Annotated in this window: 23 protein-coding genes; 17 read left to right on the top strand and 6 right to left on the bottom strand. The window is 71.7% G+C overall.

Annotated elements, in window-relative coordinates:
* Positions 1–5: 5 nt before the first annotated feature.
* From O7616_RS19750 to O7616_RS19735, 4 genes are all read right to left on the bottom strand, one after another.
* Complete coding sequence (locus O7616_RS19750; protein WP_282259782.1) at positions 6–392, bottom strand: DUF2267 domain-containing protein; 387 nt, start codon at positions 390–392, stop codon at positions 6–8.
* 109 nt (positions 393–501) lie between these two features.
* Entirely contained in the window at positions 502–1,086 is a 585-nt protein-coding gene (locus tag O7616_RS19745) for a GNAT family protein (protein ID WP_282303368.1), read from the bottom strand.
* 457 nt (positions 1,087–1,543) lie between these two features.
* Positions 1,544–2,716, bottom strand: coding sequence for a zinc-dependent alcohol dehydrogenase (locus O7616_RS19740; protein WP_282303367.1), 1,173 nt, complete (start codon positions 2,714–2,716; stop codon positions 1,544–1,546).
* Between the two features lie 54 nt (positions 2,717–2,770).
* On the bottom strand, positions 2,771–3,721 hold the full coding sequence (locus O7616_RS19735) for an SRPBCC family protein (RefSeq protein WP_282303366.1): 951 nt from the start codon (positions 3,719–3,721) through the stop codon (positions 2,771–2,773).
* Between the two features lie 270 nt (positions 3,722–3,991).
* Here O7616_RS19735 and O7616_RS19730 point away from each other — a divergent pair, with 270 nt between their 5' ends.
* From O7616_RS19730 to O7616_RS19670, 13 genes are all read left to right on the top strand, one after another.
* On the top strand, positions 3,992–5,008 hold the full coding sequence (locus O7616_RS19730; protein WP_282303365.1) for a carboxypeptidase regulatory-like domain-containing protein: 1,017 nt from the start codon (positions 3,992–3,994) through the stop codon (positions 5,006–5,008).
* A 123-nt stretch (positions 5,009–5,131) separates the two neighbouring features.
* Positions 5,132–6,451, top strand: coding sequence for a Na+/H+ antiporter NhaA (gene nhaA / locus O7616_RS19725; RefSeq protein WP_282303364.1), 1,320 nt, complete (start codon positions 5,132–5,134; stop codon positions 6,449–6,451).
* 114 nt (positions 6,452–6,565) lie between these two features.
* Positions 6,566–7,456: an ABC transporter ATP-binding protein gene (locus O7616_RS19720; protein ID WP_282303362.1), complete on the top strand. Its 891-nt coding sequence runs from the start codon at positions 6,566–6,568 to the stop codon at positions 7,454–7,456.
* Complete coding sequence (locus O7616_RS19715; RefSeq protein ID WP_282303361.1) at positions 7,453–9,090, top strand: hypothetical protein; 1,638 nt, start codon at positions 7,453–7,455, stop codon at positions 9,088–9,090. The genes O7616_RS19720 and O7616_RS19715 overlap by 4 nt, the downstream gene beginning before the upstream one ends.
* An 86-nt stretch (positions 9,091–9,176) precedes the next feature.
* Positions 9,177–9,704: a sigma-70 family RNA polymerase sigma factor gene (locus O7616_RS19710; protein ID WP_282303360.1), complete on the top strand. Its 528-nt coding sequence runs from the start codon at positions 9,177–9,179 to the stop codon at positions 9,702–9,704.
* Entirely contained in the window at positions 9,691–10,902 is a 1,212-nt protein-coding gene (locus O7616_RS19705) for a hypothetical protein (RefSeq protein WP_282303359.1), read from the top strand. The genes O7616_RS19710 and O7616_RS19705 overlap by 14 nt, the downstream gene beginning before the upstream one ends.
* Before the next feature lie 69 nt (positions 10,903–10,971).
* Complete coding sequence (locus O7616_RS19700) at positions 10,972–11,370, top strand: SCP2 sterol-binding domain-containing protein (protein ID WP_282303358.1); 399 nt, start codon at positions 10,972–10,974, stop codon at positions 11,368–11,370.
* A 12-nt stretch (positions 11,371–11,382) separates the two neighbouring features.
* Positions 11,383–13,425, top strand: a complete 2,043-nt coding sequence (locus O7616_RS19695; RefSeq protein WP_282307675.1) for a glycogen debranching N-terminal domain-containing protein — start codon at positions 11,383–11,385, stop codon at positions 13,423–13,425.
* 238 nt (positions 13,426–13,663) lie between these two features.
* Complete coding sequence (locus O7616_RS19690) at positions 13,664–14,326, top strand: hydrolase (RefSeq protein ID WP_282303357.1); 663 nt, start codon at positions 13,664–13,666, stop codon at positions 14,324–14,326.
* Positions 14,327–14,459: 133 nt separating this feature from the next.
* On the top strand, positions 14,460–15,146 hold the full coding sequence (locus tag O7616_RS19685; protein ID WP_282303356.1) for a YoaK family protein: 687 nt from the start codon (positions 14,460–14,462) through the stop codon (positions 15,144–15,146).
* An 85-nt stretch (positions 15,147–15,231) separates the two neighbouring features.
* Positions 15,232–17,121 (top strand): amidohydrolase, encoded by a 1,890-nt coding sequence (locus O7616_RS19680; protein WP_282303355.1) that lies wholly within the window; start codon positions 15,232–15,234, stop codon positions 17,119–17,121.
* Positions 17,122–17,171: 50 nt separating this feature from the next.
* Positions 17,172–17,672 carry a DoxX family protein gene (locus tag O7616_RS19675; RefSeq protein WP_282303354.1) on the top strand — a complete coding sequence of 167 codons (501 nt, stop codon included), beginning with the start codon at positions 17,172–17,174 and terminating at the stop codon, positions 17,670–17,672.
* Between the two features lie 35 nt (positions 17,673–17,707).
* Entirely contained in the window at positions 17,708–18,172 is a 465-nt protein-coding gene (locus tag O7616_RS19670) for a hypothetical protein (protein ID WP_282303353.1), read from the top strand.
* A gap of 77 nt (positions 18,173–18,249) precedes the next feature.
* Here the strand turns inward: O7616_RS19670 and O7616_RS19665 are convergent, their stop codons facing one another.
* Together O7616_RS19665 and O7616_RS19660 are read right to left on the bottom strand one after the other, a co-directional pair.
* Positions 18,250–19,245, bottom strand: a complete 996-nt coding sequence (locus O7616_RS19665; protein WP_282303352.1) for a HEAT repeat domain-containing protein — start codon at positions 19,243–19,245, stop codon at positions 18,250–18,252.
* Positions 19,246–19,249: 4 nt separating this feature from the next.
* Positions 19,250–19,888 (bottom strand): HEAT repeat domain-containing protein, encoded by a 639-nt coding sequence (locus O7616_RS19660; protein WP_282307674.1) that lies wholly within the window; start codon positions 19,886–19,888, stop codon positions 19,250–19,252.
* A 211-nt stretch (positions 19,889–20,099) separates the two neighbouring features.
* On the opposite strand from O7616_RS19660, the gene O7616_RS19655 reads away from it, so the two are divergent.
* From O7616_RS19655 to rph, 4 genes are all read left to right on the top strand, one after another.
* Positions 20,100–20,807, top strand: a complete 708-nt coding sequence (locus O7616_RS19655; RefSeq protein ID WP_282303351.1) for a DUF4396 domain-containing protein — start codon at positions 20,100–20,102, stop codon at positions 20,805–20,807.
* Between the two features lie 267 nt (positions 20,808–21,074).
* Positions 21,075–21,785: a carbonic anhydrase gene (locus tag O7616_RS19650; RefSeq protein WP_282303350.1), complete on the top strand. Its 711-nt coding sequence runs from the start codon at positions 21,075–21,077 to the stop codon at positions 21,783–21,785.
* A gap of 23 nt (positions 21,786–21,808) precedes the next feature.
* A complete protein-coding gene (locus tag O7616_RS19645) occupies positions 21,809–22,900 on the top strand; it encodes a winged helix DNA-binding domain-containing protein (protein ID WP_282303349.1) in 1,092 nt (363 codons plus the stop codon).
* A 175-nt stretch (positions 22,901–23,075) separates the two neighbouring features.
* Positions 23,076–25,685, top strand: coding sequence for a rifamycin-inactivating phosphotransferase (rph, locus tag O7616_RS19640; protein WP_282307673.1), 2,610 nt, complete (start codon positions 23,076–23,078; stop codon positions 25,683–25,685).
* Positions 25,686–25,773: the final 88 nt, after the last annotated feature.

Below are 25,773 nucleotides of genomic sequence, written 5' to 3'. Positions count from 1 at the left end.
GGTGCTCAGCCGCGTGGGGTGGGCACGCCGAAGAGGTCGATGATGCCGCCGGGCAGTTGGGCGAGCAGGTCGTTCCGCTCGTCGTCGTCGAGCGCCTCGGCGACGGTACGCAGCACCGCCTGGGCGTGTTCGCGCACCTGGTCCGCGTTCTGGACCTGTTCGCGGTCACCGACGTGCTTCAGGAAATCGCCGACGTCCCACCGGCGGCCCTGCGGGTTGCGGGTGACGGACCCGTTGAGCGGCTCGGGCAGTTGTGCCGCCAGGTTGTCGGCCTCCTGGCCGGCGAGCCGTTCCCCGAGCACCGACAGGACGGCCTGCACGGACCGGACAGCCTCGTTCTCCCCGAGACCGGCGCGCTGCCGGACCGTGGCGATCATCTGCTCGTACTCCATGACGCGCTCCCTCCCCTCGACCGCCGACCGGCCGGTCTGCGGGCGAACCGGGCGAGTTCCCCGGGGCCCCGGTCACAAACCGGGGGTACCCGCCGACCCGGACATTCCGTCATTCAACGGGTGGGGTCTCGGCGAGCGCTGCGGGCGGCGGGTCGTCTCGCAGCCGGCTGTAGAGGTAGCCGTCGCGCCACTGACCGGCCCGGAACTCGCAGGCCCGGATGATGCCTTCGAGCTGAAAGCCGGCCTTCTCCAGCGACCGCTGCTCGGCCACGTTCTCCGGGTGGGTGCCGGCCTGGATGCGCTGCGCCGGGCTGTGCTGGAAGAGGTACTCGCACAGGAGCGCCTGCGCCCGCCAGCCGATCCCCCGACCCCGCCACGGCGGCAGCAGGACGATGCCGATCTCCCAGTACGACGCCCGCCCGGCGTAACGCCCAGCGGTGTAGCTGACGATGCCGGCGGCAACCTGCTCCTGCTCGATCTCCACGACGAGCCGTCCGTCGTCCTCGCCGAGGTAGCCGTCGACGGCGAACCGCCGTGCCGGCGCGCCGGCGTCGCGGAAGCCGGCCCAGTCCAGCCCGATCAGGCCCGGCTCGGTGCAGAACCGCCGGAACATCCCCAGGTCAGGCTCGCTGACCGGCCGCAGCCGGACGGTGAGATCGGCCGAGAACGGCATCGACGTGCCACCACTCTCCATGGCGACACGCTAGCCGCTGGCAAACACCCCGGCGCGGCAGCCAGGAGCCCGACCAGCGGGGTCAGCGCCCGGCGGGAGACGCGCCCGGGACTATGTGGCACAGCGCGACCTACGGTGGTGGTCGGCCCCTGTGGACCTGAATCGTTTGCGACATCAGCCGACCCGTGGGTCACGACATCACGCATCCGGGCCGTGACGACCGCTCGGCTTCACGGCCGGGCACTCCACGCCGACCGGGGCCGTGACGACCGCTCGGCTTCACGGCCGGGCACTCCACGCCGACCGGGGCCGTGACGACCGCTCGGCTCCACGGCAGAGACACCACGCCGCCCCGGAATGAACAACCGCTCGGCTTCACGGCAGGGCACTCCACGCCGATTCGGGCTGAATCGTTTACGACATCAGCTCCACAGGCAGCGCGCGAAGCACTCCCCCGGCCGGCAGACGGGCCGCCCGGTCAGACCTTGAGCAGCACCTTCGTACAGTCGTCTTGCTTCTTTTGGAAGATCTTGTAGCCCTTCGGGGCGTCGCGCAGCGGCATCCGGTGGCTGACGATGAAGCTCGGGTCGATCTCGCCGCGCTGGATGCGTTCCAGCAGCGGCCGGGTGTAGCGCTGGACGTGGCACTGACCGGTCCGCATGACCAGGGAGCGGTTCATGAACGCGCCCATCGGGAACTTGTCGACGAAACCGCCGTACGCGCCGACGACCGACACCACCCCGCCGGAGCGGCAGGCCAGGATCGCCTGGCGCAGGGCGAACGGCCGTTCCGTCTCGACCCGTGCGGTCTGCTTGGCCCGGTCGTAGGCGTACATCGCGGCGTTGCCGTGGTGTCCTTCCAGGCCGACCGCGTCGATGCACGCGTCGGGGCCCCGGCCTGCGGTCATCTCGTTGAGGGTGTCCAACACGTCGGACTCCTCGTAGTTGATGGTCTCGGCGCCGATGTGCTCCTCGGCCAGCCGCAGCCGGTACGGGTACCGGTCGATGATGATCACCCGCTCGGCGCCGAGCAGCCGGGCGCTGGCGGCGGCGAACAGTCCGACCGGCCCGGCGCCCCAGACGGCGATGACCTGACCGGGTTTGATGTCGCACATCTCGGCGCCCATGTAGCCGGTCGGGAACACGTCGGCGAGCATGACCGCCTGGTCGTCGGCGACCTCGTCGGGCACCTTGAGCGGGCCGACGTCGGCGAACGGCACCCGGGCGTACTCGGCCTGACCGCCGGCGTAGCCGCCGAGCAGGTGGGAGTAACCGAAGATGCCGGCCGGCGAATGCCCCATGATCTTCTCGGCGATGCCGGCGTTCGGGTTGGAGTTCTCGCACACCGAGTAGAGGCCGCGCTGGCAGGACGAGCAGTGCCCGCAGGCGATCGGGAAGGGCACCACCACCCGGTCGCCGACTGTGAGGTTGCGGACCTGTGGGCCGACCTCGACCACCTCGCCCATGAACTCGTGACCGAGGATGTCGCCCTTGCGCATCGCGGGGATGTAGCCGTGGTAGAGGTGCAGGTCGGAGCCGCAGATGGCGGTGGTGGTGATCCGCACGATCGCGTCCCGGGCGTTCATGATGGTCGGATCGGGTACGTCGATCACCTTGACGCTGTCGGTGCCCATCCAGGCGGTGGCCTTCATTCTCGGTCCCTTCCAGAGCGTGCGCGGATCAGCGGCGGGACGCCGCACGGCGGATCAGCGGCGGGACGCCGGCAGCGGCTGGGCGGGGCGTTGTGCGGCCTGCTGGCGTACGGAGATGCCGTTGGGGCTGCTCTCGGAACGGACCACCTCGCCGGTCTCCAGCACCTGCTTGAACCGGCGCAGGTCGTCGCGGACCTGCTGCTCGGGTTCCTCGCCGAAGAGTTTCGCCACCGTCCGGCCGAGTGAGCCGGCCGGCGGCGCGTAGCGCAGTTCGACCCGGACCTCGGTGCCCCGGTCACCGGGCGCCGGCACGAATCGCACGCGGCCCGCGTTGGGCACACCGGTACCCGGCAACGACCGCCAGGTGATCGACTTGTTCGGCTGGTCGTCGATGATCTCGGCGTCCCACTCGACGTGTCGACCGGCCGGGCCGCGGGCGACCCAGTGCGAGCGGCGCAGGTCGTCGGCGCGTACCGATTCGAGGTGTGCCATGAACCGGGGCAGGTTCTCCACGTCGCGCCAGAACCGGTACGCCTCGGCGGGCGACCGGTTGACCGTCACGCCGATCTCCATCCGGATCACCCGGGCGCGGGCCCGTCGGGCGCGCCCGATTCGCACGGCGGAGAGCAGGTCGACGGCGGCGATCCCGGCTACCGCGAGGGTGGTCAGCGCGACGCGGCGACGGCGTTCACCGTCGCGGTCGGCGAGGGCACGCCCGAGCAGGGTCAGGTCCATGACGTCGCCGGCCACCCGGCTCCATGCCCAGCCTGCCGGGTGACGACCGCTGAGCAGGCCGGCGGCGCTGCCCAGCTCGCGCAGGCCGACCGTCGGGAGCACGGCCCGCGCGGCCGGGGAGTCGTCCACCCCGGTCAGTCGCGCGAGTGGGCCGGGCGCGACCAGGGCGCCCACGCCCAGGGCCAGGCTCAGCAGCCCGAGCGCGCTCGGCAGCGCCGCCGGCACCGGCCCGTCCAGCTCCGGCAGGAGCACGGTCTCGACACGGCTCATGTCCGCTCCCTCCGGTGAACGTCACCACCGGTCCACCGCGCGACACGGTGAACGTCAGCACCGGTCCACCGCACCGCACGGTGGACCTGCCCCGTGACGCTATGCGGTACTCGTGACGCGTGTGCCCGATTCGGGCACACAGCGCCTTGTGCGCGGAGCGTGCGGATTGCCGGGCCGCCGACCGTCGGCATAACGACATTGACCGATTTGGATCAGCTACGGCCCGTTAGCGTCGGCTCACCCGTCACACCGCCGGAAGGGACCACGCCCATGAGCCGCGCACTCCTGCGCCACCTGACCGCCACCGTCGCCGTCGCACTGCTCGTCGTGGAGGCCGCCGCGCCGGCTGCCGCGCGTACCCCCGGATCCGGGTCTCCCGCGCCCGGCCAGGTCCGCACGGTGGTGCGCGACGCGGCCACCGGCGCGCCGGTCGCCCGGGCCTGCGCCGCGCTCGTCCCGGTGGACGCCGCAGCCCTCGCCGCGGTCACCATCGGAGAGGACCAACTCGGCCGGTACGGGGGCTGCTCCGACGAGCAGGGTGTCCTGCTGACCGGCGACGTGGCCCCGGGGAAGTACCGGCTCCTGGTGCGCCCCTACGACGCGACGGTCCACGGCTTGCAGTGGGTGGGCCGGCACGGCGGCACCGGTGAGCGCGAACGGGCACAGGTCGTCCACGTCCGGGCCGGGGCGGTGACCAGCGCGCCGACCGTCCGGCTCGACCCGCCGGGAACCGTCGTCGGCGTGGTGACCGATGCCGCGACCGGCGCACCGGTTCCCCGCGCGAGGGTGATGGTGGTGCCCTACGTGCCGGACCCGAAGTACGGCGACCACGGCCCCACCACCGACGAGGACGGCCGTTACACGATCACCGGCCTCGGGCCGTACCACTGGCCGGTGCAGTTCGCCGCGAACGGGTTCGCGACCGTGTGGTCCGGTGGGGTGGGCGCCCGGGCGCAGGCGCGGACGGTACGGGTCCGCGCCCAGCAGACCGCGACCCTCGACCAGGCGCTGCCCGCCGGGACACCGCTGGGCGGGGCGGTACGGGTCGACGAGCTGCTCACCTACGCCCAGGTCCTCGCGTTCGACGCGGCGACCGGTGACCTGGCCGGCGTGGCGGACGTGGGCGACACGTACGCCCTGCGCCTGCTCCCCGGCCAACGGGTCAAGCTGCGCTGCGACTGCTCGTACGCCCAGCCGGTGTGGCACCGCGACGCCGCCGGGTTCGACGCCGCGACCCCGGTGCGGGTCCGGCGGGCGCCGGCCGTCGTGGACTTCGACCTGGGGTGATCCGGCGGGCCGCCGCACCCATCGGGGGATTCGGGCCGATGCCGCTCGTTCGGCTAAAATGATCAGTGGTGTGCCGGGAAGCCTGGTCGGCGGTTCCGTCAGCGACCCCTCCGGAGGCTCCCGATGACCCCGCCACCCACGCCCGGCCAGCCGCAGCTCCTTCCCCGCGGCAGTTGGCCCGAGGTACGCCGGATCGGCGACATCCTCCGCACCGAGACGGTCGGTGGGATTCTGCTCCTGGTCGCCGCGCTGCTCGCCCTGGCCTGGGCGAACTCGCCCTGGTCCGGGGCTTACCAGTCGTTGGGTGACCTGACGATCGGCCCCGAGGCACTGCACCTCGATCTCACCCTGGGCCAGTGGGCCGCCGACGGCCTCCTGGCGATCTTCTTCTTCGTCGCCGGGCTGGAGCTCAAGCGTGAGTTCGTCGCCGGTGACCTGCGGGAGCCCCGACGTGCGGTCCTGCCCGTCGCCGCCGCGGTCGGCGGGATGACGGTGCCGGCGCTGATCTACGTCGGTTTCAACCTGTGGGCGGGCGACGGGGCGTTGGCGGGTTGGGCGATCCCCACCGCCACCGACATCGCGTTCGCACTCGCCGTACTGGGGGTGATCAACACCAACCTGCCGGCGGCGATGCGGACGTTCCTGCTGACTCTCGCGGTGGTGGACGACCTGCTGGCGATCGTGATCATCGCGGTGTTCTACACGAGTTCCCTGCACTTCGGCCCGCTGCTGCTCGCGCTGGTTCCGTTGGCCCTGTTCGGGTTGCTGGTGCAGCGGCGGGTCCGGTCGTGGTGGCTGCTGCTGCCGCTGGCCGCGACGACCTGGGCACTCGTGCACGCCTCGGGCGTGCACGCCACCGTCGCCGGGGTGCTGCTCGCCTTCACGGTGCCGGTGATCCGCCGCACGCCGGGGCCGGGCCGGGGCCTGGCGGAGCATTTCGAGCACCGGATCCGGCCACTGTCCGCCGGGGTGGCGGTGCCGGTGTTCGCGTTCTTCGCCGCCGGAGTGTCGATCGCCGGCGCGAGTGGCCTCGGCGCGACGCTCACCGACTCGGTCACTCTCGGCATCGCGGTCGGTCTGGTGGCGGGCAAGGCGGCCGGCGTTCTCGGCGCCACCTGGCTCGTGCAGCGATTCACGCGGGCCCGGCTCGCGGAAGGGCTCGCCTGGTGGGACGTCGTCGGGCTGTCGCTGCTGGCCGGGATCGGCTTCACCGTGTCCCTGCTGATCGGCGAGCTGGCGTTCGGTGCCGGCACCGAACGGGACGACCATTCCAAGATCGGCGTGCTGCTCGGGTCGCTGGTGTCGGCGCTGCTCGCCACCATCGTGCTGCGCGCTCGTAACCGCCACTACGAGGGCGTGTGCGCGGTGGAGGAGCGCGACAGCGACGCCGACGGCGTACCGGACGTCTACGAGGCGTCGGCGAACCGGCCCGGGCCCGCCTGATCCGGCGTCACGGGACGGACACTTCCCGCCCAGAAGACCGAGGAGTACGCTCGGTTCCGGTGTGCCGGGAAGCCTGGTCGGCGTCGTATCCGTCGTCGACCCAGGGGGTTTCCCATGGCTGTTCCCGCGATCCGCACTGTCGGTCTGACCAAACGCTACGGCCGGGTGTGCGCACTGGACGCACTCGACCTGACGGTGCCGGCCGGCGACGTGTTCGGCTTTCTCGGGCCGAACGGCGCCGGTAAGTCCACCACGATCCGGATGCTGCTCGGATTGGCGCGTCCCACCTCCGGACGGGCCTGGATCTTCGATGCCGATGCGGCCGACGTGGCGACGGCGCACCGCTCGATCGCGTACGTTCCGGCCGATGTCGCGCTCTGGCCGGCCCTGACCGGCGCCGAGGCGTTGGAGTTGTTGGGTCGGCTCGGGCCGGGTGTGGACCGCGCCTACCGAGACGAGCTGGTGGACCGGTTCGCGTTGGACCTGTCCAAGCCGGGTCGGGCGTACTCGACCGGTAACCGGCAGAAGGTCGCCCTGGTGGCGGCGTTCGCCACCCGCGCGCCGCTGCTCGTGCTCGACGAGCCGACCAGCGGTTTGGACCCGCTGATGGAGCAGGAGTTCCAGGCCGCCGTCGCGCAGGCCCGCGAACGGGGGCAGACGGTGTTCCTCAGCTCCCATCAGCTCGCCGAGGTCGAGGCGGTGTGCGACCAGGTGGCGATCCTGCGCGAGGGCCGTCTCGTCGAGGTCGCCGGGGTTGCCGCGCTGCGTCGGCTGCACCGCAGCCAGGTCGAGGTGAGCTTCGCCGACGTGGCTCCGGACCTGAGTGGGGTGGCGGGCGTCGAGACCGTGGAACAGGTCGGTCCCGCCCGGCTGCGGTTCACCCTCACCGGCCCGCCGGCGGCGGCGCTGCGCGCACTGTCCGCCGTGGAGGTGACCGCGCTGCGGATCCACGAGCCGACCCTGGAGGAGATCTTCCTCGACTACTACCAGCAGCCGTCCCGGTGACCGCCGTCGTCACCCGCCCGGGGCGGGTCCCGGCGGTTCCGTCCGCCCGCGTCGTCGGTCCGGCCGTGACCCGACTGGCCCTGCGACAGGTACGCCGGGGTGCGCTGGTCGTCGTCGTGTTGGTCGCCGGGATGTCCGCGATGGTGGCGGCCACCTACGCCAGTACCGTCGGCGACGCGCTGGACGCCGCCGCGCTGGCCGCCCTGGCCGAGAACCCCGCGATCCGCACTCTGTTCGGTCAGCCGGTCGCCCTCGACGACGCGGGTGGGTTCACGGTGTGGCGGACCGGCACCGCCCTGTCCGTCCTCGTCGGGACGTGGGGGCTGCTGGCGGCCACCCGGATCACCCGGGGCGAGGAGGACGCCGGCCGGTGGGACCTCGTGGCGGCCGGTCGGCTCCCGGTCACGGCGATTGTGGCCCGGCACGTAGCCGTCCTGACCGGCGCGGTGCTCATGGCAGGTGTCGCGGCGGGCGCCGCGCTGCTCGCCGTCGGCACGTCACCGCACGGTGCCGTGCTGCACGGCGTCGGCCTGGCCCTGCTCGGGGTGTGTTTCGTCGCCGCCGGCGCGCTGACCGCGCAGCTCTTCGCGACCCGCGCTCCGGCCAGTGGTGCCGCGACGGCACTGCTCGGTGGTGCACTGCTGCTCCGGATGGTCGGCGAGGGGGTCGACGGGCTCGGTTGGCTACGCTGGCTGTCGCCGTTCGGGATGGTCGCGCTGTCGCAGCCGTACGCGGCGAACCGGGTCCTGCCGTTGGTCGTGCTGGCAGCCGTCGACGCGATCCTGCTCGTCGCGGCCGTGTCGGCCGCCCGGCCACGGGACCTCGGCGGCGGCTGGCTGACCACCTCGGCGGGCCGTCCACCCCGCCTGGGCCTACTCGGCTCGGTGAGCGGCTTCGCCGCCCGTCGGCTGGCGCGTCCGTTCGGCGGTTGGGCGGCCGGGGTGGCCGCCTACTACCTGCTCATCGGCGTACTCACGGTGTCGATGACCGACTTCCTGGCGGACAACGCCCGGTTCGCCGATCTTGCCGCGCAGGCCGGTTTCGCCGGGCTGGGCTCGGTCGAGGGGTACGTGGCGGCGATGGTGACGCTGCTCGCGATCCCGGCCGGCGTCTTCGCCGCGGTCCGCTCGGCCACCCTCGTCGCCGACGAGGCCGCCGGTCGGCTCACGTTGCTGCATGCCCAGCCGGTGACCCGCGCCCGCTTCCTCGTGTCCGAACTGGTCGTCACCCTGGGCGGCACGACGGCGCTGCTCGTCGCGGCCGGCCTCGCCATCTGGGCGGGCGCGGCCACCGTCGACGCGCCACTCGGTGTCCTCGCCGCTCTGGCCGGCGCGCTGAACGTGCTGCCGGTCGCCCTGCTGTCCCTCGGCGCGGCGACGTTCGCGGTGGGCTGGTCGCCACGCGCGGTGGCTTTCGTCGGCGCTCTGCCCGCGGCTGGCGGGTTCCTGTTACAGGTCGTCGCCGACAGCACCGGCGCACCGGCCTGGGTCGGCCGACTGTCCCCGTTCGCGCACCTCGCCCCGGTCCCTGACGCGGCACCCGACTGGACCGCCGGCGCCCTCATGGTGGTCATCGCCGGTGCGCTCGCCGTACTGGGACTGGTCGGTTACCAGCGGCGCGACCTCCAGGGGTAGATCCGACGCCGGCCGACATATTCTGGCCGGCCACCGGAACCTTCTTCCCGGCCCGTTGGTGGGAGTGGTGGAGAGGGGAGGTGACGGTGTCCGACGGCGATCTGATCTCCGAGCTGTACGCCGACTGTTTCCGGCGCCTGGTGGTCCAGCTGTACGCGGTGACCGGTGACCTCAGCGAGGCGCAGGAGGCGGTCCAGGAGGCGTTCACCCGGGCGCTGGTGTCACCGCGGCGCTTCGCCGCGCTGGAGAACCCGGAGGCGTGGTTGCGGCGGGTCGCCGTGAACTGGGCCCGCAGCCGGTTCCGCCGCCGTCGGGTGCTCGACGGCCTGCTGCGCCGGATCGGCCCACCGCCGGAGGTCGCCGACCACTCCCCCGAGCACCTCGCCCTGCTCGCCGCGCTGCGGGAGCTGCCGGAGGGGCAGCGACACGCCCTCGCGCTGCATTACCTGGTCGACCTGCCGGTGGACGAGATCGCCGACACGCTGGGCGTGTCCGCCGGGACGGTGAAGTCCCGCCTGTCCCGGGGTCGGACCGCCCTGGCGGCGCTGCTCGCCGACACCGACACCGCCGAAACCGACGACACCGAGACCGGGAGGATCGATGCGTGGTCGTGAGTTCTCCGGGTTCGACGTGGACACCCTCACCGAGGCCGTCTCGCCGCCACCCCTCGATGAGTTGCGGTCCACCGCCCGGTCCCGCCGTCGCCGGTCGGTCGCGATGGGGGCGGCAGCGCTTGTCGCACTGGCCGGGCTGACGACCTTGCCGCTGGTGACGGGGGCGGACCGGCCCGACCCGGTGGCCCCCGCGGAACCATCGTCCGCCCAGGGGGACGTCTTCACGCTGACCGGGCCGGACTCCGGGGTCGACGTCGACGTGTCGGAGGACACCTGTGTCGTGCGCTTCGCGTACACGGGTGACCGCGGCCGAACCTGGTCGGACTGGGACGCGGCCCGGTTCCAGGGTGCCAGGTGCAGGGCCAACGCCGCCACCGGTACGGCGGCCGGTCGCAACGAGGTCACCGTGCTCGGCGAGCGGTCCTACCTGGTGAGCGACTCGGGGACGCTGCACCTCTCGACCGACTACGGCCGGACCTGGCGGGACGCGAATTCCGCTATCGTCGCCGTGCCCGCCTTCCCGGCGACGGCCCGGCCGGTCTTCTGCGGCTTCGGCTGCCGGCCACTGTCGGAGCCGCTGGCGGTGGATCCGTCGAGCGGGACCGTGTACCGGCTCACCGCGAAGGCACCGTCGTGGCGTCCCCTGTTCAGCCTCTACCCGGCCACCGACGGCTCGATCTGGGCGGCGTACCGGATGGGGTCCGGGTCGTCGGGGGCGACGCTGGCCCGTAGCACCGACGGAGGCGCGACCTGGGACGCCTGGGAGGTGGGAGACGACGACGATGTCGCCGCGGTGGTCGGGCTCGACGACCGGAGGGGGTACGCGCTGGTCGATTCGCCGACAGCGAACGGTGGGATGCGGCTGCTACGCACCACCGACGGCGCGAAGACCTGGACGAACGTCGACGTCGACCTGCCCCGGGGGACGTGGGATCTCACGGTGGGCGTAGACGGATCCCTGCTCGCGATCAGCTCGAGCGAGGGCGCCGAGCCCGACCGGCTCGGGCGCCTCCTGGTCAGCCGCGACGACGGCAGGCACTTCACCCTCGCACGGGAGTACGGCCCCAGCGTCGGGGCAGTCAGCGTGGCACCCGGGTACGCCTGGCTCTACGGGCGGGACGGGCCGACGGGCGAGCCCGACCACGTCCTCGTCACCGCTGACGCGACCGCTTGGAGCCGTTTCACGCTCAAACCCTGAGCAGGAGGAGTTAACCGCGGCCCACTTCGGGTAGGCACCCGGGCTTCTGCCAGCGGCCCGGGAGGTGGGATGACGGCGACCAGCGCCTTTTTCGAGCGGTTGACCGTTGCCGGCCAGGATCCGCGTTTCAGCAAGGTCTGTGGAAGCGTGCGTTTCGACATTCGTGACGGCGACCGTCTCGACCAGTGGCTGCTGAACATCGACCACGGCCGGATGCGGGTGACGAGGAGCGGCGCGCCGGCCACCACCGTGATCATGGTTTCGGCGCAGGTCGCGGACGCGATGGCGCGTGGCGAGGTGAACGGGCTGGCGGCGATCACCCGGGGCGAGATCCTGGTCGACGGTGACCTCGGCCTGGCGTTGCGGATCGGGCGGCTGTTCCCGCGCGAGCCGGAGCCGCCGGAGCACAGCGGCCGAGACGGCGGCCCGGACTCCGCCCGCAACGACGGCCCGGACGGCGGCCGGTGACCGATGCAGGACATCCAGGGCACGGTGTCGTGCATCGACGGGAACACCTTCATGGTGTCCGACGCCAGTGGCGATGTGGAGTCGTCCCCCGCCGCCCCGGTCGGGCTGTTCGCCGCCGACACCCGTTTCCTGTCCCGCTGGATGCTCTTCGTCAACGGCGAGTGCATGACCGCGCTGTCGGTGGACGACAGCCAGTACTACGAGGTCACGTTCTTCGTGGTGCCGGGCGCGGCGGTGGACTACGTGCAGGCCGACGTGTCCGCCATCCGGCGCCGGCGGATCGGCCCGGACCTCACCGAGTCGCTGACGATCTTCAACTACGGCGAGCGGGAGTTGGAACTCGACATCCGCCTGGAGGTGGCCGCCGACTTCGCCGACATCTTCGAGATCAAGTTCGACGTCGGTGACAAGGTCGGCACGTACTACACCGAGGTCGGCCCGAACGATCTTCGCCTGGGTTACCGGCGGTCCACGTACCACCGCGAGGTGGTGGTCTCCGCCACCGAACCGGCGGAGTACGACGCGGAGGGTCTCCGGTTCACGGTCCACCTCGGCCCCGGAGAGCAGTGGTCCACCCGGCTTCAGGCGGCGATGCGGGCGTTGCGCCCGGACGGCGTCGACCTGCGCGCCGCCCTGCGGGCGCAGCGCCCGGACGACACCACGCTGCCCGCCAGCGTGCGGGCCTGGGTCGCGGCGGCCCCGACGCTGGACACCGACAGTGTCGCCCTCCAACAGGTGTACGCCCGCAGCCTGGTGGACCTGGCCGCGCTGCGCTTCGCCCCACTGTCGTTGGGTGGCGCGACAGTGCCGGCTGCCGGGTTGCCCTGGTTCATGACCCTGTTCGGCCGTGACAGCCTGCTGACCTGCCTGCAGACCCTGCCCGTGACGCCGTCGTTGGCGCCGCCGACGTTGCGGATCCTGGCGTCGCTGCAGGGCGCGCGGCGCGACGACGTGTTGGAGGAGGACCCCGGCCGGATCCTGCACGAGCTGCGCTACGGCGAGTCCGCCGCGTTCGAGGAGCAGCCGCACTCCCCCTACTACGGCACCGTGGACGCCTCACCGCTGTTCGTGGTGCTGCTCGACGAGTACGAGCGGTGGAGCGGCGACACCGCGCTGGTGCTGGAGTTGGAGCAGGAGGCTCGCGCCGCGCTGGCCTGGATCGACACGTACGCGGACCTGACCTCCACCGGCTACATCTGGTACGAGCGGCGCAACCGCGCCACCGGCCTGGACAACCAGTGCTGGAAGGACTCCTGGGACAGCATCTCCTACGCCGACGGGCGGCTGCCGGGCTTCCCGAGGGCCACCTGCGAAACCCAGGGGTACGCCTACGACGCGAAGATCCGGGGTGCGCGGCTGGCGCGTACCGTCTGGGGCGACCCCGCTTTCGCCGAGCGGCTGGAGCAGGAGGCGGCGGCGCTGTACGACCGCTTCAACCGGGACTTCTGGCTGGAGGACGCCGGTTTCTACGCCCTCGCGCTCGACCACGACGGCACTCCCGTCGACAGCCTGTCCTCCAACATCGGGCATCTCCTCTGGAGCGGCATCGTGCCGCCGGAGCGCGCCCCGCGGATCGTCGAGCACCTGATGGGTCCGGCGCTCTTCTCCGGGTGGGGGGTACGCACCTTCGCCGAGGGGCAGCGCCGGTACAACCCGCTCGGCTACCACAACGGCACCGTGTGGCCGTTCGACAACTCGTTCATCGCCTGGGGTCTGCGTCGGTACGGCTTCACCGGCGAGGCGGGCCGCATCGCGGAGAGCATCCTGTCCGCGGCCACCTACTTCCAGGGTCGGCTGCCCGAGGCGTTCGGCGGATTCGACCGCGCCACCACCCGGTACCCGGTCCGGTACCCGACCGCCGGCAGCCCGCAGGCGTGGTCCAGCGGGGCGTGCATGCTGCTCATCCGCACGATGCTCGGCCTCAACCCGCACGAGGACCACCTGGCCGTGGACCCCGCGCTGCCCTCCACCTTCGGGCGGATCGCGCTGCTGGACGTGCCCGGTCGCTGGGGCAAGGCCGACGCCTTCGCCCGATACCGTCCCGACCAGCACTGAGACGGCTGCGACAGGCCGCAGCGGGCAGCGGCGCAGCTCACACCGAAATTCCTCGCCGCAACATCTTCCTTGGAAATATCTTCTTAGCAAGATTGTTGCTACCCCCGGGACGAAGGATCGCCCCACCGAACCACCGAAGGAGGCCGCAGTGCCGGCATCCAGGAACCGACTGCGGGGACTGCTCGGACGCGCCCGCGGTGTGCACCAGCCCGTACCAGTAGCAAAGAAGGAAACTGCCATGTTCGATGTCACCAACGTCAAGGCCGCTCCGAGCCCTGACCTGCTGACCCCCGACAACTCGGTCATGCTCTTCGTCGATCACCAGCCGCAGATGTTTTTCGGAACCGGCAGTGGCGACCGCACCGCGATCGTCAACGCCACCGTGGGTCTCGCGAAGGCGGCGAAGGCGTTCAACGTCCCGGTGGTCCTGACCACGGTGGCCGCCGAGTCGTTCTCCGGCCCGATCCTGCCGCAACTGGCCGAGGTCTTCCCCGGTCAGGAGGTCATCGACCGCACCACGATGAACGCCTGGGAGGACGGCGCGGTCGTCGAGGCGATCAAGGCCACCGGCCGCAAGAAGATCATCATTTCGGGTCTCTGGACCGAGGTCTGCATCGTGCTTCCGGTGCTGTCCGCGCTGGGTCAGGGCTACGAGGTGTACGTGGTGGCGGACGCCTCCGGCGGCGTCACCCCGCAGGCTCACGAGCACGCCATCCAGCGCATGATCAACGCTGGCGCGGTCCCGGTGACCTGGATCCAGGTGCTGCTGGAGTTGCAGCGCGACTGGGCCCGGTCCGAGACCTACCTGCCGGTCATGGACATCGTCAAGGAGCACGGCGGCGCGTACGGCCTCGGTGTCGTCTACGCCCAGTCCGTCATCGGCGCCCACGCCGCAGGTTGATCCTCGGCCCCGGCAGTCCAGCCCGGCCCGACCGGGCTGGACTGCCGCCAACCGGCGCAGACGCGGGACGCACCACAGCCCGCCTCCCGCAGGAGCGAGTCCAATCGCTTCCTGACATCACCAAGGAACGCACGTGAACCTCAGCCATCCGTCGGCCGCGAGCGGGTCCGCCGGTCGCGAGCCGCTACTGCCGGCCCTGATGACCGCGACAGCCGTGAGCGGTGTCATCGACGCCATCAGCTATCTGGGCCTGGGCCACGTCTTCACCGCGAACATGACGGGCAACGTGGTCATCCTCGGCTTCGCCGCCGCCGGCGCACCCGGCTTCTCGGTGCTCGGTTCGCTGGTGTCGCTGGCCGCCTTCCTGCTCGGCGCCGGCGTCGCCGGACGCCTGGCGACGATCATGGGCAGCGGGACACCCCATCGCCAACTGCGCTGGGTCCTCGGTGTCGAACTGGTCCTGCTGGCCGCGGCGACAGCCGTCGCCTTCGCCACCAGCCACGCGATCGTCGCGCTCATCGCCCTGACGGCGCTGGCCATGGGCCTGCGCAACGGGACGGTACGCAAGCTCGCGGTACCGGACGTGACCACAACCGTGCTGACCCTCACGTTGACCGGTCTGGCATCCGACTCGAAGCCGGCCGGTGGCAGCAATCCGCGTGCGGGCCGCCGGGTGGCCTCTGTGCTGGCCATGCTGGCCGGCGCGTTCGGCGGAGCCCTGCTCGTGCGGCACGTGGGTGTCGGCTGGCCCTTGCTGGCCGCCACGGTCGGCACCGCCGTAGCGGTACTGGCCGTACCCCGCAGCGACACCGCGAGCTGACGGGTCCCGATCGCGCCGCGCCCCCGGGCCGGCATCCCTCTCATTTCGCCTCTCACCAACTCCGTACTCATTGGAGATGATTTCCATGGCTACCATGCCTGTGGCCGGGCTTCCCCCGATCAGCGACACCCACGTCGCCGATCTCGTGGTCCGCAACGCCAAGGTCTACACCGGTGATCCGGCTCGCCCTCAGGCCAGCGCCGTCGCCATCAAGGACGGCAAGGTCACGGTGGTCGGCGACGACGACGACGTCGCCGCTCTGATCGGCGCCCGGACCCGAGTGGTCGACGCGCTGGGCCGCCGGGTCATTCCGGGCCTGAACGACTCCCACCTGCACGTGATCCGCGGTGGTCTGAACTACGTGCTGGAGCTGCGCTGGGACGGCGTTCCCACGCTGCGGCAGGCGCTGGCGATGCTGCGTGAGCAGGCCGGGCGCACCCCGAAGGGGCAGTGGGTACGAGTGGTCGGCGGATGGTCCGCGGACCAGTTCGCCGAGAAGCGGCTGCCCACCCTGGCCGAACTCAACGCGGCGGCACCGGATACCCCGGTGTTCGTGCTGCACCTGTACCAGTCCGCGTTGATGAACCGGGCGGCGCTGCGGGCGGCCGGCTACACCAGGGCCACCCCCGACCCTCGGGGCGGGCAGATCGTGCGCGGCCGCGACGGTGAGCCGACGGGGATGCTGCTGGCCGCGCCGAGCGCGCTGATCCTCTACTCCACGTTGGCCGCCGCGCCGACCCTGCAGGGTGACGACCTCAAGAACTCCACCCGGCACTTCCTGCGCGAGCTGAACCGTTTCGGCCTCACCTCGGCCATCGACGCGGCCGGCGGCTTCCAGAACTTCCCCGACAACTACGGCACCGTCATCGACCTGGCCCGTTCCGGTCAACTGTCGCTGCGCATCGCCTACCACCTCTTCCCGCAGACCCCTGGACAGGAGATCCAGGACCTGCGGCGGTGGATCGACATGGTCCGACCCGGCGACGGCGACGAGTGGCTGCGCCTCAACGGCGCGGGCGAGAACCTGACCTGGTCGGCGGCCGACTTCGAGAACTTCACCGAGCCCCGGCCCGAGCTGGCGGCCGACTACGAGGCGGGCTTCGAGAAGGCCGTACGGATGTTGATGGAGAACGGGTGGGGTTTCCGGCTGCACGCCACCTATGACGAGACGATCCGCCGCGACCTGGCGGTGTTCGAGAAGCTCGCCGCCGAAGGGCTGTTCCCCGCCGGCAACCGCTGGCTGTTCGACCATGCCGAGACCGTCTCCCAGGACAGCCTGGACCGCATCGCCGCCCTCGGCGGCGCCATGTCGATCCAGAACCGGATGTCCTTCCAGGGCGAGGCGTTCGTACGCCGGTACGGCGCCGGCGCCGCCGCCGAGGCCCCGCCGGTCCGCGCCATGCTGGACCGCGGGTTGATCGTCGGCGCCGGCACCGACGCCACCCGGGTCTCCTCCTACAACCCCTGGGTCGCGCTGCACTGGCTGATCGCCGGTCGCACCGTCGGTGACCTGACGATCTACCCGCCGCAGAACCGCGTCAGCCGGGAGACCGCGTTGACCATGTACACCCAGGCCGGCGCCAAGCTCACCGGTGAGCAGGACGTCAAGGGCATCCTCAAGCCCGGGTTCTACGGGGATCTCGCCATCCTCTCCGACGACTTCTTTGCCGTCGACGAGCAGGACATCCCGCACATCGAGTCGCTGTTCACCGTCACCGGCGGCCGCATCGTCTACGCGGCGGCGGAGTACGAGGGTCTGGACGAGGCGTTGCCGACGATCAGCCCGGCCTGGAGCCCGGTCGCCTACTTCGGCGGCTACCAGGCCACCGTGAAGCCCAGCATCTCCGGGGCCCGGCAGGCCGAGTTGCTGGGCCAGGCCGTCGCCGAGTCGGAACAGCATCGGCAGTGGCGTGCGCAGCGCGGCTTCACCCCGGCCGCCGCACCCGAGATCTTCGACACCTGCTTCGTGCTGTAAGCGCGAGCACCGACCCGCCCCACCCGAACGCCACGACCGAGGAGATCGCGATGGACATCGGCTTGCTCATCCTGAGGTTGGTCATCGGACTTCTCTTCGCCGGGCACGGGATCCAGAAGATCAGTCACCGCCTGAGCGGCGACGGGATCGAGGGTGGAGCGGCGGAGTTCCGGGCGGACGGGTTCCGCGGCGGTCGCCTCACGGCGGCCGCCGCGGGCCTCGGGCAGATCGCTGCGGGCCTCCTGCTCGTCGCGGGAGCCCTCACCCCGCTGGCCGCGACGATCGCGGCGGGCGTGATGACCGTCGCGATCACGGTGAAGTGGCGCAACGGCCTCTGGGTCCAGCACAACGGGTACGAGTATCCGCTGGTCCTGCTGATCCTGCCGGCAGTGCTGGCGCTCACCGGTCCCGGCGACTGGTCCGCCGATCGGGCTCTGGGGCTGCTTCCCTGGGCCTGGTGGTGGACGGCCGCAGCGATCGGGCTGGGCGTGGCCAGTGGGCTGATGACCCGCTTGCTGCTCGCACACCCTAGGCTCGGTCGTGCGCCGTGAGGAACATCCGCGCTCACCCGGGAGTTGGATCTGCCATGGAGACTGAGGCGAGCCCGCGGCACGACCTGCTCGACGGGTGGATGCTCGTGGCGGAGGGCTTTCACGCCACCCACCAGGCCATCGTGAGCGAGGTGGCTGATCTCTTCGACCTCGGTCAGGGCCCCACCGAGGTGCTGCTACGCCTGCGCGGCGCGGACAAGCACCGGATGCCGATGACTCGCCTGGCCCACGAGGCGGGTATGTCCAGTGGCGGGCTCACCAAACTCGCCGACCGGCTCTGCGGGGCCGGTCTTGCCCGGCGCGTGGCGTGTGAGCTCGACCGGCGGGTCACCTATCTCGAAATGACCGGTAAGGGCGAGGAGATCGCCGAGTCGATCGCCGAGGTGGCGACCCGGTCGCTGCGCGAGCGGGTGCTCAGCACCATCGGGCCCGAGGCGTTCGGCGCGCTCACCGGGACCATGGGCAAGCTGCGCGACGCCAACGACGCCCCGGGGAAGTAACACCGACCACCGCGTACCGGCGGGCCGTCGAGATCGAGTCGGGCGCCGGCATGCGGCATCGAGCGCTCGTGGGCGTGCTACGCGTCGCGCAGCCCGAGGACGTACGTCGCCGTCATGGCGACGACCCGGTCCTGGTCCCGGCTCAGCTCGGTGAGGGCGCGGGAGGCGGCCCCTCCGGGGATGTCCGCGAGCGCCTGGGTCAACCGCCGACGCGCCGACTGTCGCACCGACTCGTGCGCGAGGCGGTCGACGAGCGTGGTCGTGATCCGGTCCGCCAGCGTACTGTCGCCCGCCAACGCGCTCAGCGCGTCGGCGGCGTCGACGTCGTGGGCCTCCTCCACGACCATGTCGACGAGCGTCGGGACCGCGTCGGCCACGCCCCGCGGACCGAGCGTCAGTGCCGCGTGCCGGCGGACCACGATGTCGTCGTGGGTGAGGGCGTCGCGCAGCAGGTCGGTGGCTGTGTCGTGCGGAATCTCGGCGATGGTCTCGACGGCCCGCCTGCGTACCGTCGCCTCCGGTGACCGGAGCCCTTCCGCCAGCAGGGCCAGCCCGCTGTCGGCGGACTGCGCCAGAGCCCAGCGCAGCGCACCGGCGACGTTCGGGTCGGCCTCGCTGAGCACCGCCTCGACCAGGGCCTCCACGGAGACCTTCTCCACCGACGCCAGGGCCGCGCGTTGACGCCGTCCGGCGCTCTCCGAACCCAACCCGCGCAGCAGGGCGACGGTCTCCAGGACGTCCCCCCAGTCAGCCGGTTCCGTCGCACCGATGCGACGCAGCCGGGTCAGCAACTCCATCTCGCCCGCGATGCGGTCCCGCGTCTGCCGGATGAGGTCGTCGACGAGGGCCGAGGGGGCGAATCCGGGGTCGTCGAGCGCCCGCCGGACGTCGCGCAGCGACAGCCCCAGCGACCGCAGGCTCTCGACCTGGAAGATCAGCCGGATGTCCGCGGCGGTGTACTCGCGATAGCCGGTGCCGGTCCGACCGGTCGGCCGGACCAGCCCGAGCGAGTCGTAGTGCCGGAGCATGCGCGCGCTCACCCCGGACCGCCGGGCCACCTCGCCGATCAGCACCCGGTCACCCGCTCGCCGCCGCCGGGCCGAGCGCCACCACACGCGTGGCCTCGTCGATCGCGTACTCGAAACCGGCGTCCGGGTCCTCCCACAGCCGCTGTGTGGCGGTCGCGTGCGCGCGTACCCGAGGGTCGGGATGGGTCGCCGCGGCCCGCAGCATGTCGATGACCACCTCGCCGAGCGCGATCAGCGCTCGGCTCAGGCTCAACTGCGTCTGCCGGTCGCCGCGCCCCAACTGCGTCGACAGCACCCCGGCCAGCTCGGCCGTCGCACCGTCGGGCACCAGGACGACCGCCGCCCGCCACGCGGCGCGGGCCACCTCGTCGTCGGCGTCGGTGAGCAGCGCCCGCGTGATCGCCGGCCACGCCCGACCGTCACCGATCTTGGACAGCGTGTGCAGCGCCTGGCTGCGTGCCTGCGCATGCTCCGAGCCCAGTTCACCCAGCAGCCTGGGGACCGTCTGCGCCGCCGGGTGGCGGGTCAGGGCCCAGGTGAGCATTTCGCGTACGGAGAAGTCGGGCTCGACCGCGCACCGCGCGACGAGCGGGTCGACGCCTCGCGGGTCCGGGGTCGTGCCGATCGCCAGAGCGGCGCGCAGCCGCACCGACGCGTCGGTGTGTTTCAGCCCCTGGAGAGCCCTCATGGTGTCGGTGTCCTGTTGCGGACCGGTCATCGAACCCACCTCCTCGGACCCCAGTTCAGACCTTGCCACTGTGTCAAGGTCAAGCGATCCTCGCCTGCGTCTTTTCCGCACTGCGGCGGGTACGGCGTGCCAAACTCCGAGGTGTCCTCGGTGGTCCTGCACGTCCGGCTGCGGGGCGGCGGGTCGGCGCCCAGCCGCGGAAGGGGCGAGGATGCAACCAACCTGGCTCGTGGCGCTGTCCTGGGCCGCGCTCGCGGCGGGCTTCGTCAGCTTCGGGGTCGTGGTCGCCGACACCTACCTACGCGGGCACCGTCAGCCGGTCAGGGTCATGGAGATCGTCTGGCTGGTGACCGTCCTCTACATCGGCCCGGCGGCCGTCCGGCTGTACTGGAACTGGGGTCGGCCCGAGGTCTTCGCCCGACGGCGGCACGACGGCCCGGTCCGCAGGCCACGGCGAGGGCTCGTCGTCACGCGGGTGTCCCGCTGCGGCGCGCACTGCGCGCTCGGCTTCGTCATCGCCGAGGTCGCCCTGTACGCGCTCAGGCCCGACCCGGCCCACAGGACGCTGTGGGTCGACTACACCGGCGACTACCTGGCGGCCGTGGCGATCGCCGTCCTCTTCCGGTACGCCGACGCGCCCGGTCGCAGCGTCACGAAGATCTGGCACGCCCTGTCGACGGTCGTCAGGATCGAACTGGTGACGATCACCGCCTTCGAGGTGGCGCTGTTCGCGTGGCTGACGCTCGCGCACCACGCCGTCCTCTCCGAGCCACCGCTGCGGGCCGACAGCCCGGTCTTCTGGTTCACGGGCCAGCTCGGGCTGATCGCCGGCTTCGTCGCGGCGTGGCCGACCGCCTCCTGGCAACTGGGCCGACGAGCGCGGCCGACCGGTCAGCGTGGCGACCGGGTACGCCGGTAGTAGGACCACCCGGCCAGTGGCAACGCGACCGTCCAGGCCAGCAGCAGCGGGAGACCGACCAGCACACCCGTGGGGGTGAAGATGTCCTGCGAACCGCTCTCCGACAGGTCGGCCGCAACGGCGGGACGGGCGGATCCCCACGTCGAGGGAGCCGCCTCCCCGGGCCCGGGGAGCGTCGGTGTGACCTATCGATCACCTCGCGTTCCACCCTTGTGGACGGCGGCCTGATAGGAAGGGAGCGAGTCGCCTCACCTCAGGGAGATGACAGTGGCGCGTTCCCACCTGTCCCGCCGTTCGCTGCTGACCGCCGGTGGCGCCGCCGCCGTCGCGCTCGGCGCAGCCGCCGCCGGCCCGTCCGCAGCCGCTGCGACACCCGCCGACAACCCGGTCGACACTCCGGCCGAGGCGCTGCGTCGGCTGCGGGCCGGCAACCGGCGGTTCACCTCCGGGCACGGCCGGCACCCGCACCAGGGCCTGGCCGACCTGCACCGCCTCGCCGCCGGTCAACACCCGTTCGCCGTCACCGTGGGTTGCGCGGACTCCCGGGTGGCCCCCGAGGTCCTCTTCGACCAGGGGCTCGGTGACCTGTTCGACAACCGGGTGGCCGGCAACATCGTGGACGAGCTGCTGTTGGGCAGCATCGAGTTCGCCGTCGAGGAGTTCGGCAGCCTGCTGATCGTCGTCCTCGGCCACGAACGCTGCGGCGCGATCACCGCCACCATCGACGCCATCCAGAGCGGCGGCACCGCTCCCGGGCACATCGGCACGATCGTGGACGCCCTGCGCCCGATCGTCGAGCCGGTGCTGGGCCAGCCCGGCGACCCGGTGGAGAACGGGGTCCGCGCCAACATCGTCGCCCAGGTGGCGGCCCTCAGCGCCCGCAGCACGATCATCTCCGAGAAGGTGCACCAGGGGGCGTTGCGCGTCGTGGGCGCCCGCTACGACCTGGACGACGGGCGGGTTTCGCTGGTGGCCTGACCGCCACGCTCTAGGGTTCAGGCATGGTCGATCGCCGCCGGGTGCTGCGCTTCCGCGTCCACGCACAGCAACTCGACCGGGGCGCGGGCACGCTCGCCGACACCGCCGTCCTGGACATCGGAGTGCAGAACACCGGGCCGGAGGGCGCCCGATGGGCGCTCGCGGTACGCGGAGTCGACGTGACCGCGTTGTCCGACACGGAGGTGGTCCTGCTGTGGACCGTGCGGGGTGCACCCCACCTCTACCGCCGGGCCGACGTCGGGAAGGTGGCGACCGCTGTCGCGCCCTTCTCCGACGCCGACGCGGGGAAGCGCATCTACGACGCGTCCCGACCGTTGAAAGCCGCCGGCATCGGCAACCTCACGGCCCTGGACGAGGTCGCCGCCCGGATGCGGGCCGTCGTCACCACGCCGACGGTCAAGGGAGACGTGTCCGGCCGCCTGGCCACGATGCTGCCCGAGCCGTATCTGCGCTTCTGCCGGCCGTGCGACGCCACCCACCTCTACGAGATGCCGTTCCGGCTCGCCGCCGTGCGGGCCGGGCTGGAACTGCAACTCGACACCTCACCTCCGATCCTGCGGCGCATCCCCCGGTTCACGACAGCGCCCGCACCGGACGACCGGTTCGACCTCATCCGCGTGTACCTTCGCCTGCTCGGCCCGGCCACCCCGAAACACGTGGCCGACTATCTCGACGCCCCGGTCAAGGACGTCAAGGCGCGCTGGCCCGACGACGTGGTCGAGGTGACGGTCGACGGTGAGGTGCGCTCACTGCTGGCCGCCGACGAGCAGGCGCTGGAGTCGGCCGACGGCACGGGCACCCGCCTCCTCGGCCCGTACGACCTGTTCCTCCAGACGAAGGACCGGGCGACACTGGTGCCGGACGCCGCCCACGCCAAGGAGTTGTGGCCGGTGCTGGGCCGCCCCGGTGCCGTCCTGGTCGACGGCGAACTGGTCGGCACCTGGCGTCCCCGCAAGTCCGGCAGGAGATTGACGGTCGCCGTGCAGCCCTGGCAGCGGCTGTCGGGCGCGACGCGCGACGCCATCACCGCCCAGGCCGAACAGCTCGCCGCGCACCGCGTCACCACGCTCGCCGGCGTCGACTTCGCCGGCTAGCTGCACCGCACCGACAGGGGCGACCAAAAAAACAAAGGCAAGGAGAAAGCTCTCCCTGCCACTTCTAACGTATATCGCACCCGGGGGCTTGCGGCAAGACCCCGGTCCTGGCGCAGAATCTGCGGCCGGACCAGCATCAGGACGCGACGGGGGGCACGACGTGGGTGTGTTGTCGATGGACGAGGGCCGCAGCGACCTCGCACCGCTGGTGGATCTCCGGGAGGTGGACGAGACGCAGATCGCGGTCGTCGGGGGCAAGGCCGCGCACCTGGGCGCCCTGTCGCGCGTCGACGGGGTTCGCGTGCCGGCCGGGTTCTGCGTGACGACGGCCGCCTTCCGGCGGGTCCTGGCGGAGGCACCGTCGGTCGGCGAGCTGCTCGACCAACTCTCGCGCCTGGGCCCGGACGACCGGGAGGCGATCGGCGCGCTCAGCGCGGAGATCCGCCGGAGCATCGAGGAGACCGCGATCCCGGGCGACGTGGCGGCGGCGATCACCGGCGCGCTCACCCGGTTCGGGGACGAGTCGGCCTACGCCGTGCGGTCCAGCGCCACAGCGGAGGACTCCCCCACGGCTTCCTTCGCGGGCCAGCAGGACACGTACCTGAACGTGATGGGGTCGGAGGCGGTTCTGCGGCACGTCAGCCGATGCTGGGCGTCGCTGTTCACCGAGCGGGCCGTCGTCTACCGGCTGCGCAACGGCATCGACCACCGCTCGGTGCAGATGGCTGTCGTCGTACAGCAGATGGTTTTTGCGGACGCGGCCGGAATCCTGTTCACGGCCGACCCGGTGTCGGGCGACCGGAAGGTCGCGACCGTGGACGCCAGCTTCGGCCTCGGCGAGGCCCTGGTGTCCGGCCTGGTCAACCCGGACGTCTTCACGGTGCGCGACGGTGAGGTGGTCACCAGCGCGGTGGCCGCGAAACACCGTGCCGTGGCCGCCCTGCCCGGCGGGGGTACGCGGGAGGTGCCGATCGACCCGCGGCGGCAGGAACAGCCGGCGCTGACCGAGGCGCAGGTCGTGCGGCTCGTGCGGCTCGGGCGGCGGATCGAGGCTCACTTCGGCCGTCCGCAGGACATCGAGTGGTGCCTGGTCGACGACGACTTCCTGATCGTGCAGAGTCGACCGATCACCACGCTGTTCCCCGTCCCCCCGGCCGGTGACCAGGAGAACCACGTCTACCTCTCGGTCGGTCACCAGCAGATGATGACCGACCCCATGAAGCCGCTGGGGTTGTCCATGTGGCGGTTGACGGCCATGGCTCCGATGCTGGAGGCCGGCGGGAGGTTGTTCGTCGACGCCACCCGGTTGCTGGCCGCACCGGGCCGCGCCGGGTTCCTGGAGATGGTCGGGAAGTCCGATCCGCTGATGAGGGACGCGTTGCAGACGCTCCTCGACCGTCCGGACTTCGTTCCGACGGCGCTCCCGGGTGACGGTGGTCCCGCCAGGCTGCCGACCGGCGGTACGTCGATCGAGACCGACCCGGCCATCGTGACCGAGCTGATCGAGCGCAGCGAGGCGTCCGTCGCCGCCCTGCGGCGCGACATCGCGGGGGTGAGCGGTACGGCGCTGTTCGACTTCCTGCTGAAAGCCTTCGAGGAACACAAGCGGATCCTCGGTGAGCCGCTGACCATGCAAGCGATCATGGCGGGTATGAAGGCCACCTGGTGGCTCAACGACCGGCTGTACGAGTGGCTGGGTGAGAAGAACGCCGCAGACACCCTCACCCTGTCCGCCCCCGGCAACATCACGTCGGAGATGGGGCTGGCGTTGCTCGACGTCGCCGACCAGATCCGCCCTCATCCGGAGGTGGTGGCGTTCCTGCGGGGTGTCGAGGACGACGAATTCCTCGACGAACTGCCGAAACTCCCGGGCGGGACCGCCGCGCGTGACGCCATCGAGGCGTACCTCGACCGGTACGGCATGCGCTGCGTCGGGGAGATCGACATCACCAGGCCACGGTGGAGCGAACGCCCCAGCACGCTCGTGCCGGTGATCCTCGACAACGTCCGGCTCTTCGAGCCGGGTGCCGCCAGGAGGCGCTTCGCGCAGGGAGAGCAGCAGGCGCGGGAGAAGGCGCAGGAGGTGCTCGCGCGCCTGCGGGCGCTGCCGGACGGGGAGCAGAAGGCCGACGAGACCGAGCGGATGATCGACCGGGTGCGGACCTTCGTCGGCTATCGGGAGTACCCGAAGTACGGCATCGTCAGCCGCTACCTCGTCTACAAGAAGGCCCTGCTCGACGAGGCCGAGCGGCTCGTGCGCGCCGGTGTGCTCGCCGATAAGGAGGACGTCTTCTACCTGACGTTCCAGGAGTTCCACGAGGTGGTGCGCACACACCGAATGGACGACGAGTTGATCCGGCGGCGCGCCGACGCGTTCCGGTCGTACCAGACGCTCACGCCTCCCCGGGTGATCACCTCGGACGGCGAGGTCCTCACCGGCGCCTACCGACGCGACGACGTGCCGAGCGGCGCCCTGATCGGTGTACCGGTGTCCGCCGGGACTGTCGAAGGACGCGCCCGCGTCATCCTCGACATGGCCCACGCCGATCTCGAAGCGGGCGACATCCTCGTCACGGCCCACACGGACCCCAGCTGGACACCCCTGTTCGTCGGCATCGCCGGCCTGGTGACGGAGGTCGGCGGGTTGATGACGCACGGCGCGGTGATCGCACGGGAGTACGGCCTACCGGCTGTCGTCAGCGTCCTCGACGCCACCCGGCTGATCCGCGACGGGCAGCGGATCCGGGTGCACGGCAGCGACGGGTACGTCGAGATCCTGCCCTGACCGGACGGCACCGCGCGGGCCGTGGCGGGCGTCCGGGCGTACCCCGTGGGGGATGCCCGGACGCCCGCGGACCGCGTCCTGCGCGGCT

The organism is Micromonospora sp. WMMD964 (assembly GCF_029581455.1).
Lineage (GTDB): Bacteria > Actinomycetota > Actinomycetes > Mycobacteriales > Micromonosporaceae > Micromonospora.
Note: the sequence above shows the minus strand (reverse complement) of the source record. Positions and strands in the feature narration are given on the sequence as shown.

Coding starts and splice junctions, on each gene's coding strand:
- O7616_RS19750 (WP_282259782.1), bottom strand. CDS start 392: ATGGAGTACGAGCAGATGATCGCCACGGTCCGGCAGCGCGCCGGTCTC.
- O7616_RS19745 (WP_282303368.1), bottom strand. CDS start 1,086: ATGGAGAGTGGTGGCACGTCGATGCCGTTCTCGGCCGATCTCACCGTC.
- O7616_RS19740 (WP_282303367.1), bottom strand. CDS start 2,716: ATGAAGGCCACCGCCTGGATGGGCACCGACAGCGTCAAGGTGATCGAC.
- O7616_RS19735 (WP_282303366.1), bottom strand. CDS start 3,721: ATGAGCCGTGTCGAGACCGTGCTCCTGCCGGAGCTGGACGGGCCGGTG.
- O7616_RS19730 (WP_282303365.1), top strand. CDS start 3,992: ATGAGCCGCGCACTCCTGCGCCACCTGACCGCCACCGTCGCCGTCGCA.
- nhaA (WP_282303364.1), top strand. CDS start 5,132: ATGACCCCGCCACCCACGCCCGGCCAGCCGCAGCTCCTTCCCCGCGGC.
- O7616_RS19720 (WP_282303362.1), top strand. CDS start 6,566: ATGGCTGTTCCCGCGATCCGCACTGTCGGTCTGACCAAACGCTACGGC.
- O7616_RS19705 (WP_282303359.1), top strand. CDS start 9,691: ATGCGTGGTCGTGAGTTCTCCGGGTTCGACGTGGACACCCTCACCGAG.
- O7616_RS19700 (WP_282303358.1), top strand. CDS start 10,972: ATGACGGCGACCAGCGCCTTTTTCGAGCGGTTGACCGTTGCCGGCCAG.
- O7616_RS19690 (WP_282303357.1), top strand. CDS start 13,664: ATGTTCGATGTCACCAACGTCAAGGCCGCTCCGAGCCCTGACCTGCTG.
- O7616_RS19680 (WP_282303355.1), top strand. CDS start 15,232: ATGGCTACCATGCCTGTGGCCGGGCTTCCCCCGATCAGCGACACCCAC.
- O7616_RS19675 (WP_282303354.1), top strand. CDS start 17,172: ATGGACATCGGCTTGCTCATCCTGAGGTTGGTCATCGGACTTCTCTTC.
- O7616_RS19670 (WP_282303353.1), top strand. CDS start 17,708: ATGGAGACTGAGGCGAGCCCGCGGCACGACCTGCTCGACGGGTGGATG.
- O7616_RS19660 (WP_282307674.1), bottom strand. CDS start 19,888: ATGAGGGCTCTCCAGGGGCTGAAACACACCGACGCGTCGGTGCGGCTG.
- O7616_RS19655 (WP_282303351.1), top strand. CDS start 20,100: ATGCAACCAACCTGGCTCGTGGCGCTGTCCTGGGCCGCGCTCGCGGCG.
- O7616_RS19645 (WP_282303349.1), top strand. CDS start 21,809: ATGGTCGATCGCCGCCGGGTGCTGCGCTTCCGCGTCCACGCACAGCAA.
- rph (WP_282307673.1), top strand. CDS start 23,076: ATGGACGAGGGCCGCAGCGACCTCGCACCGCTGGTGGATCTCCGGGAG.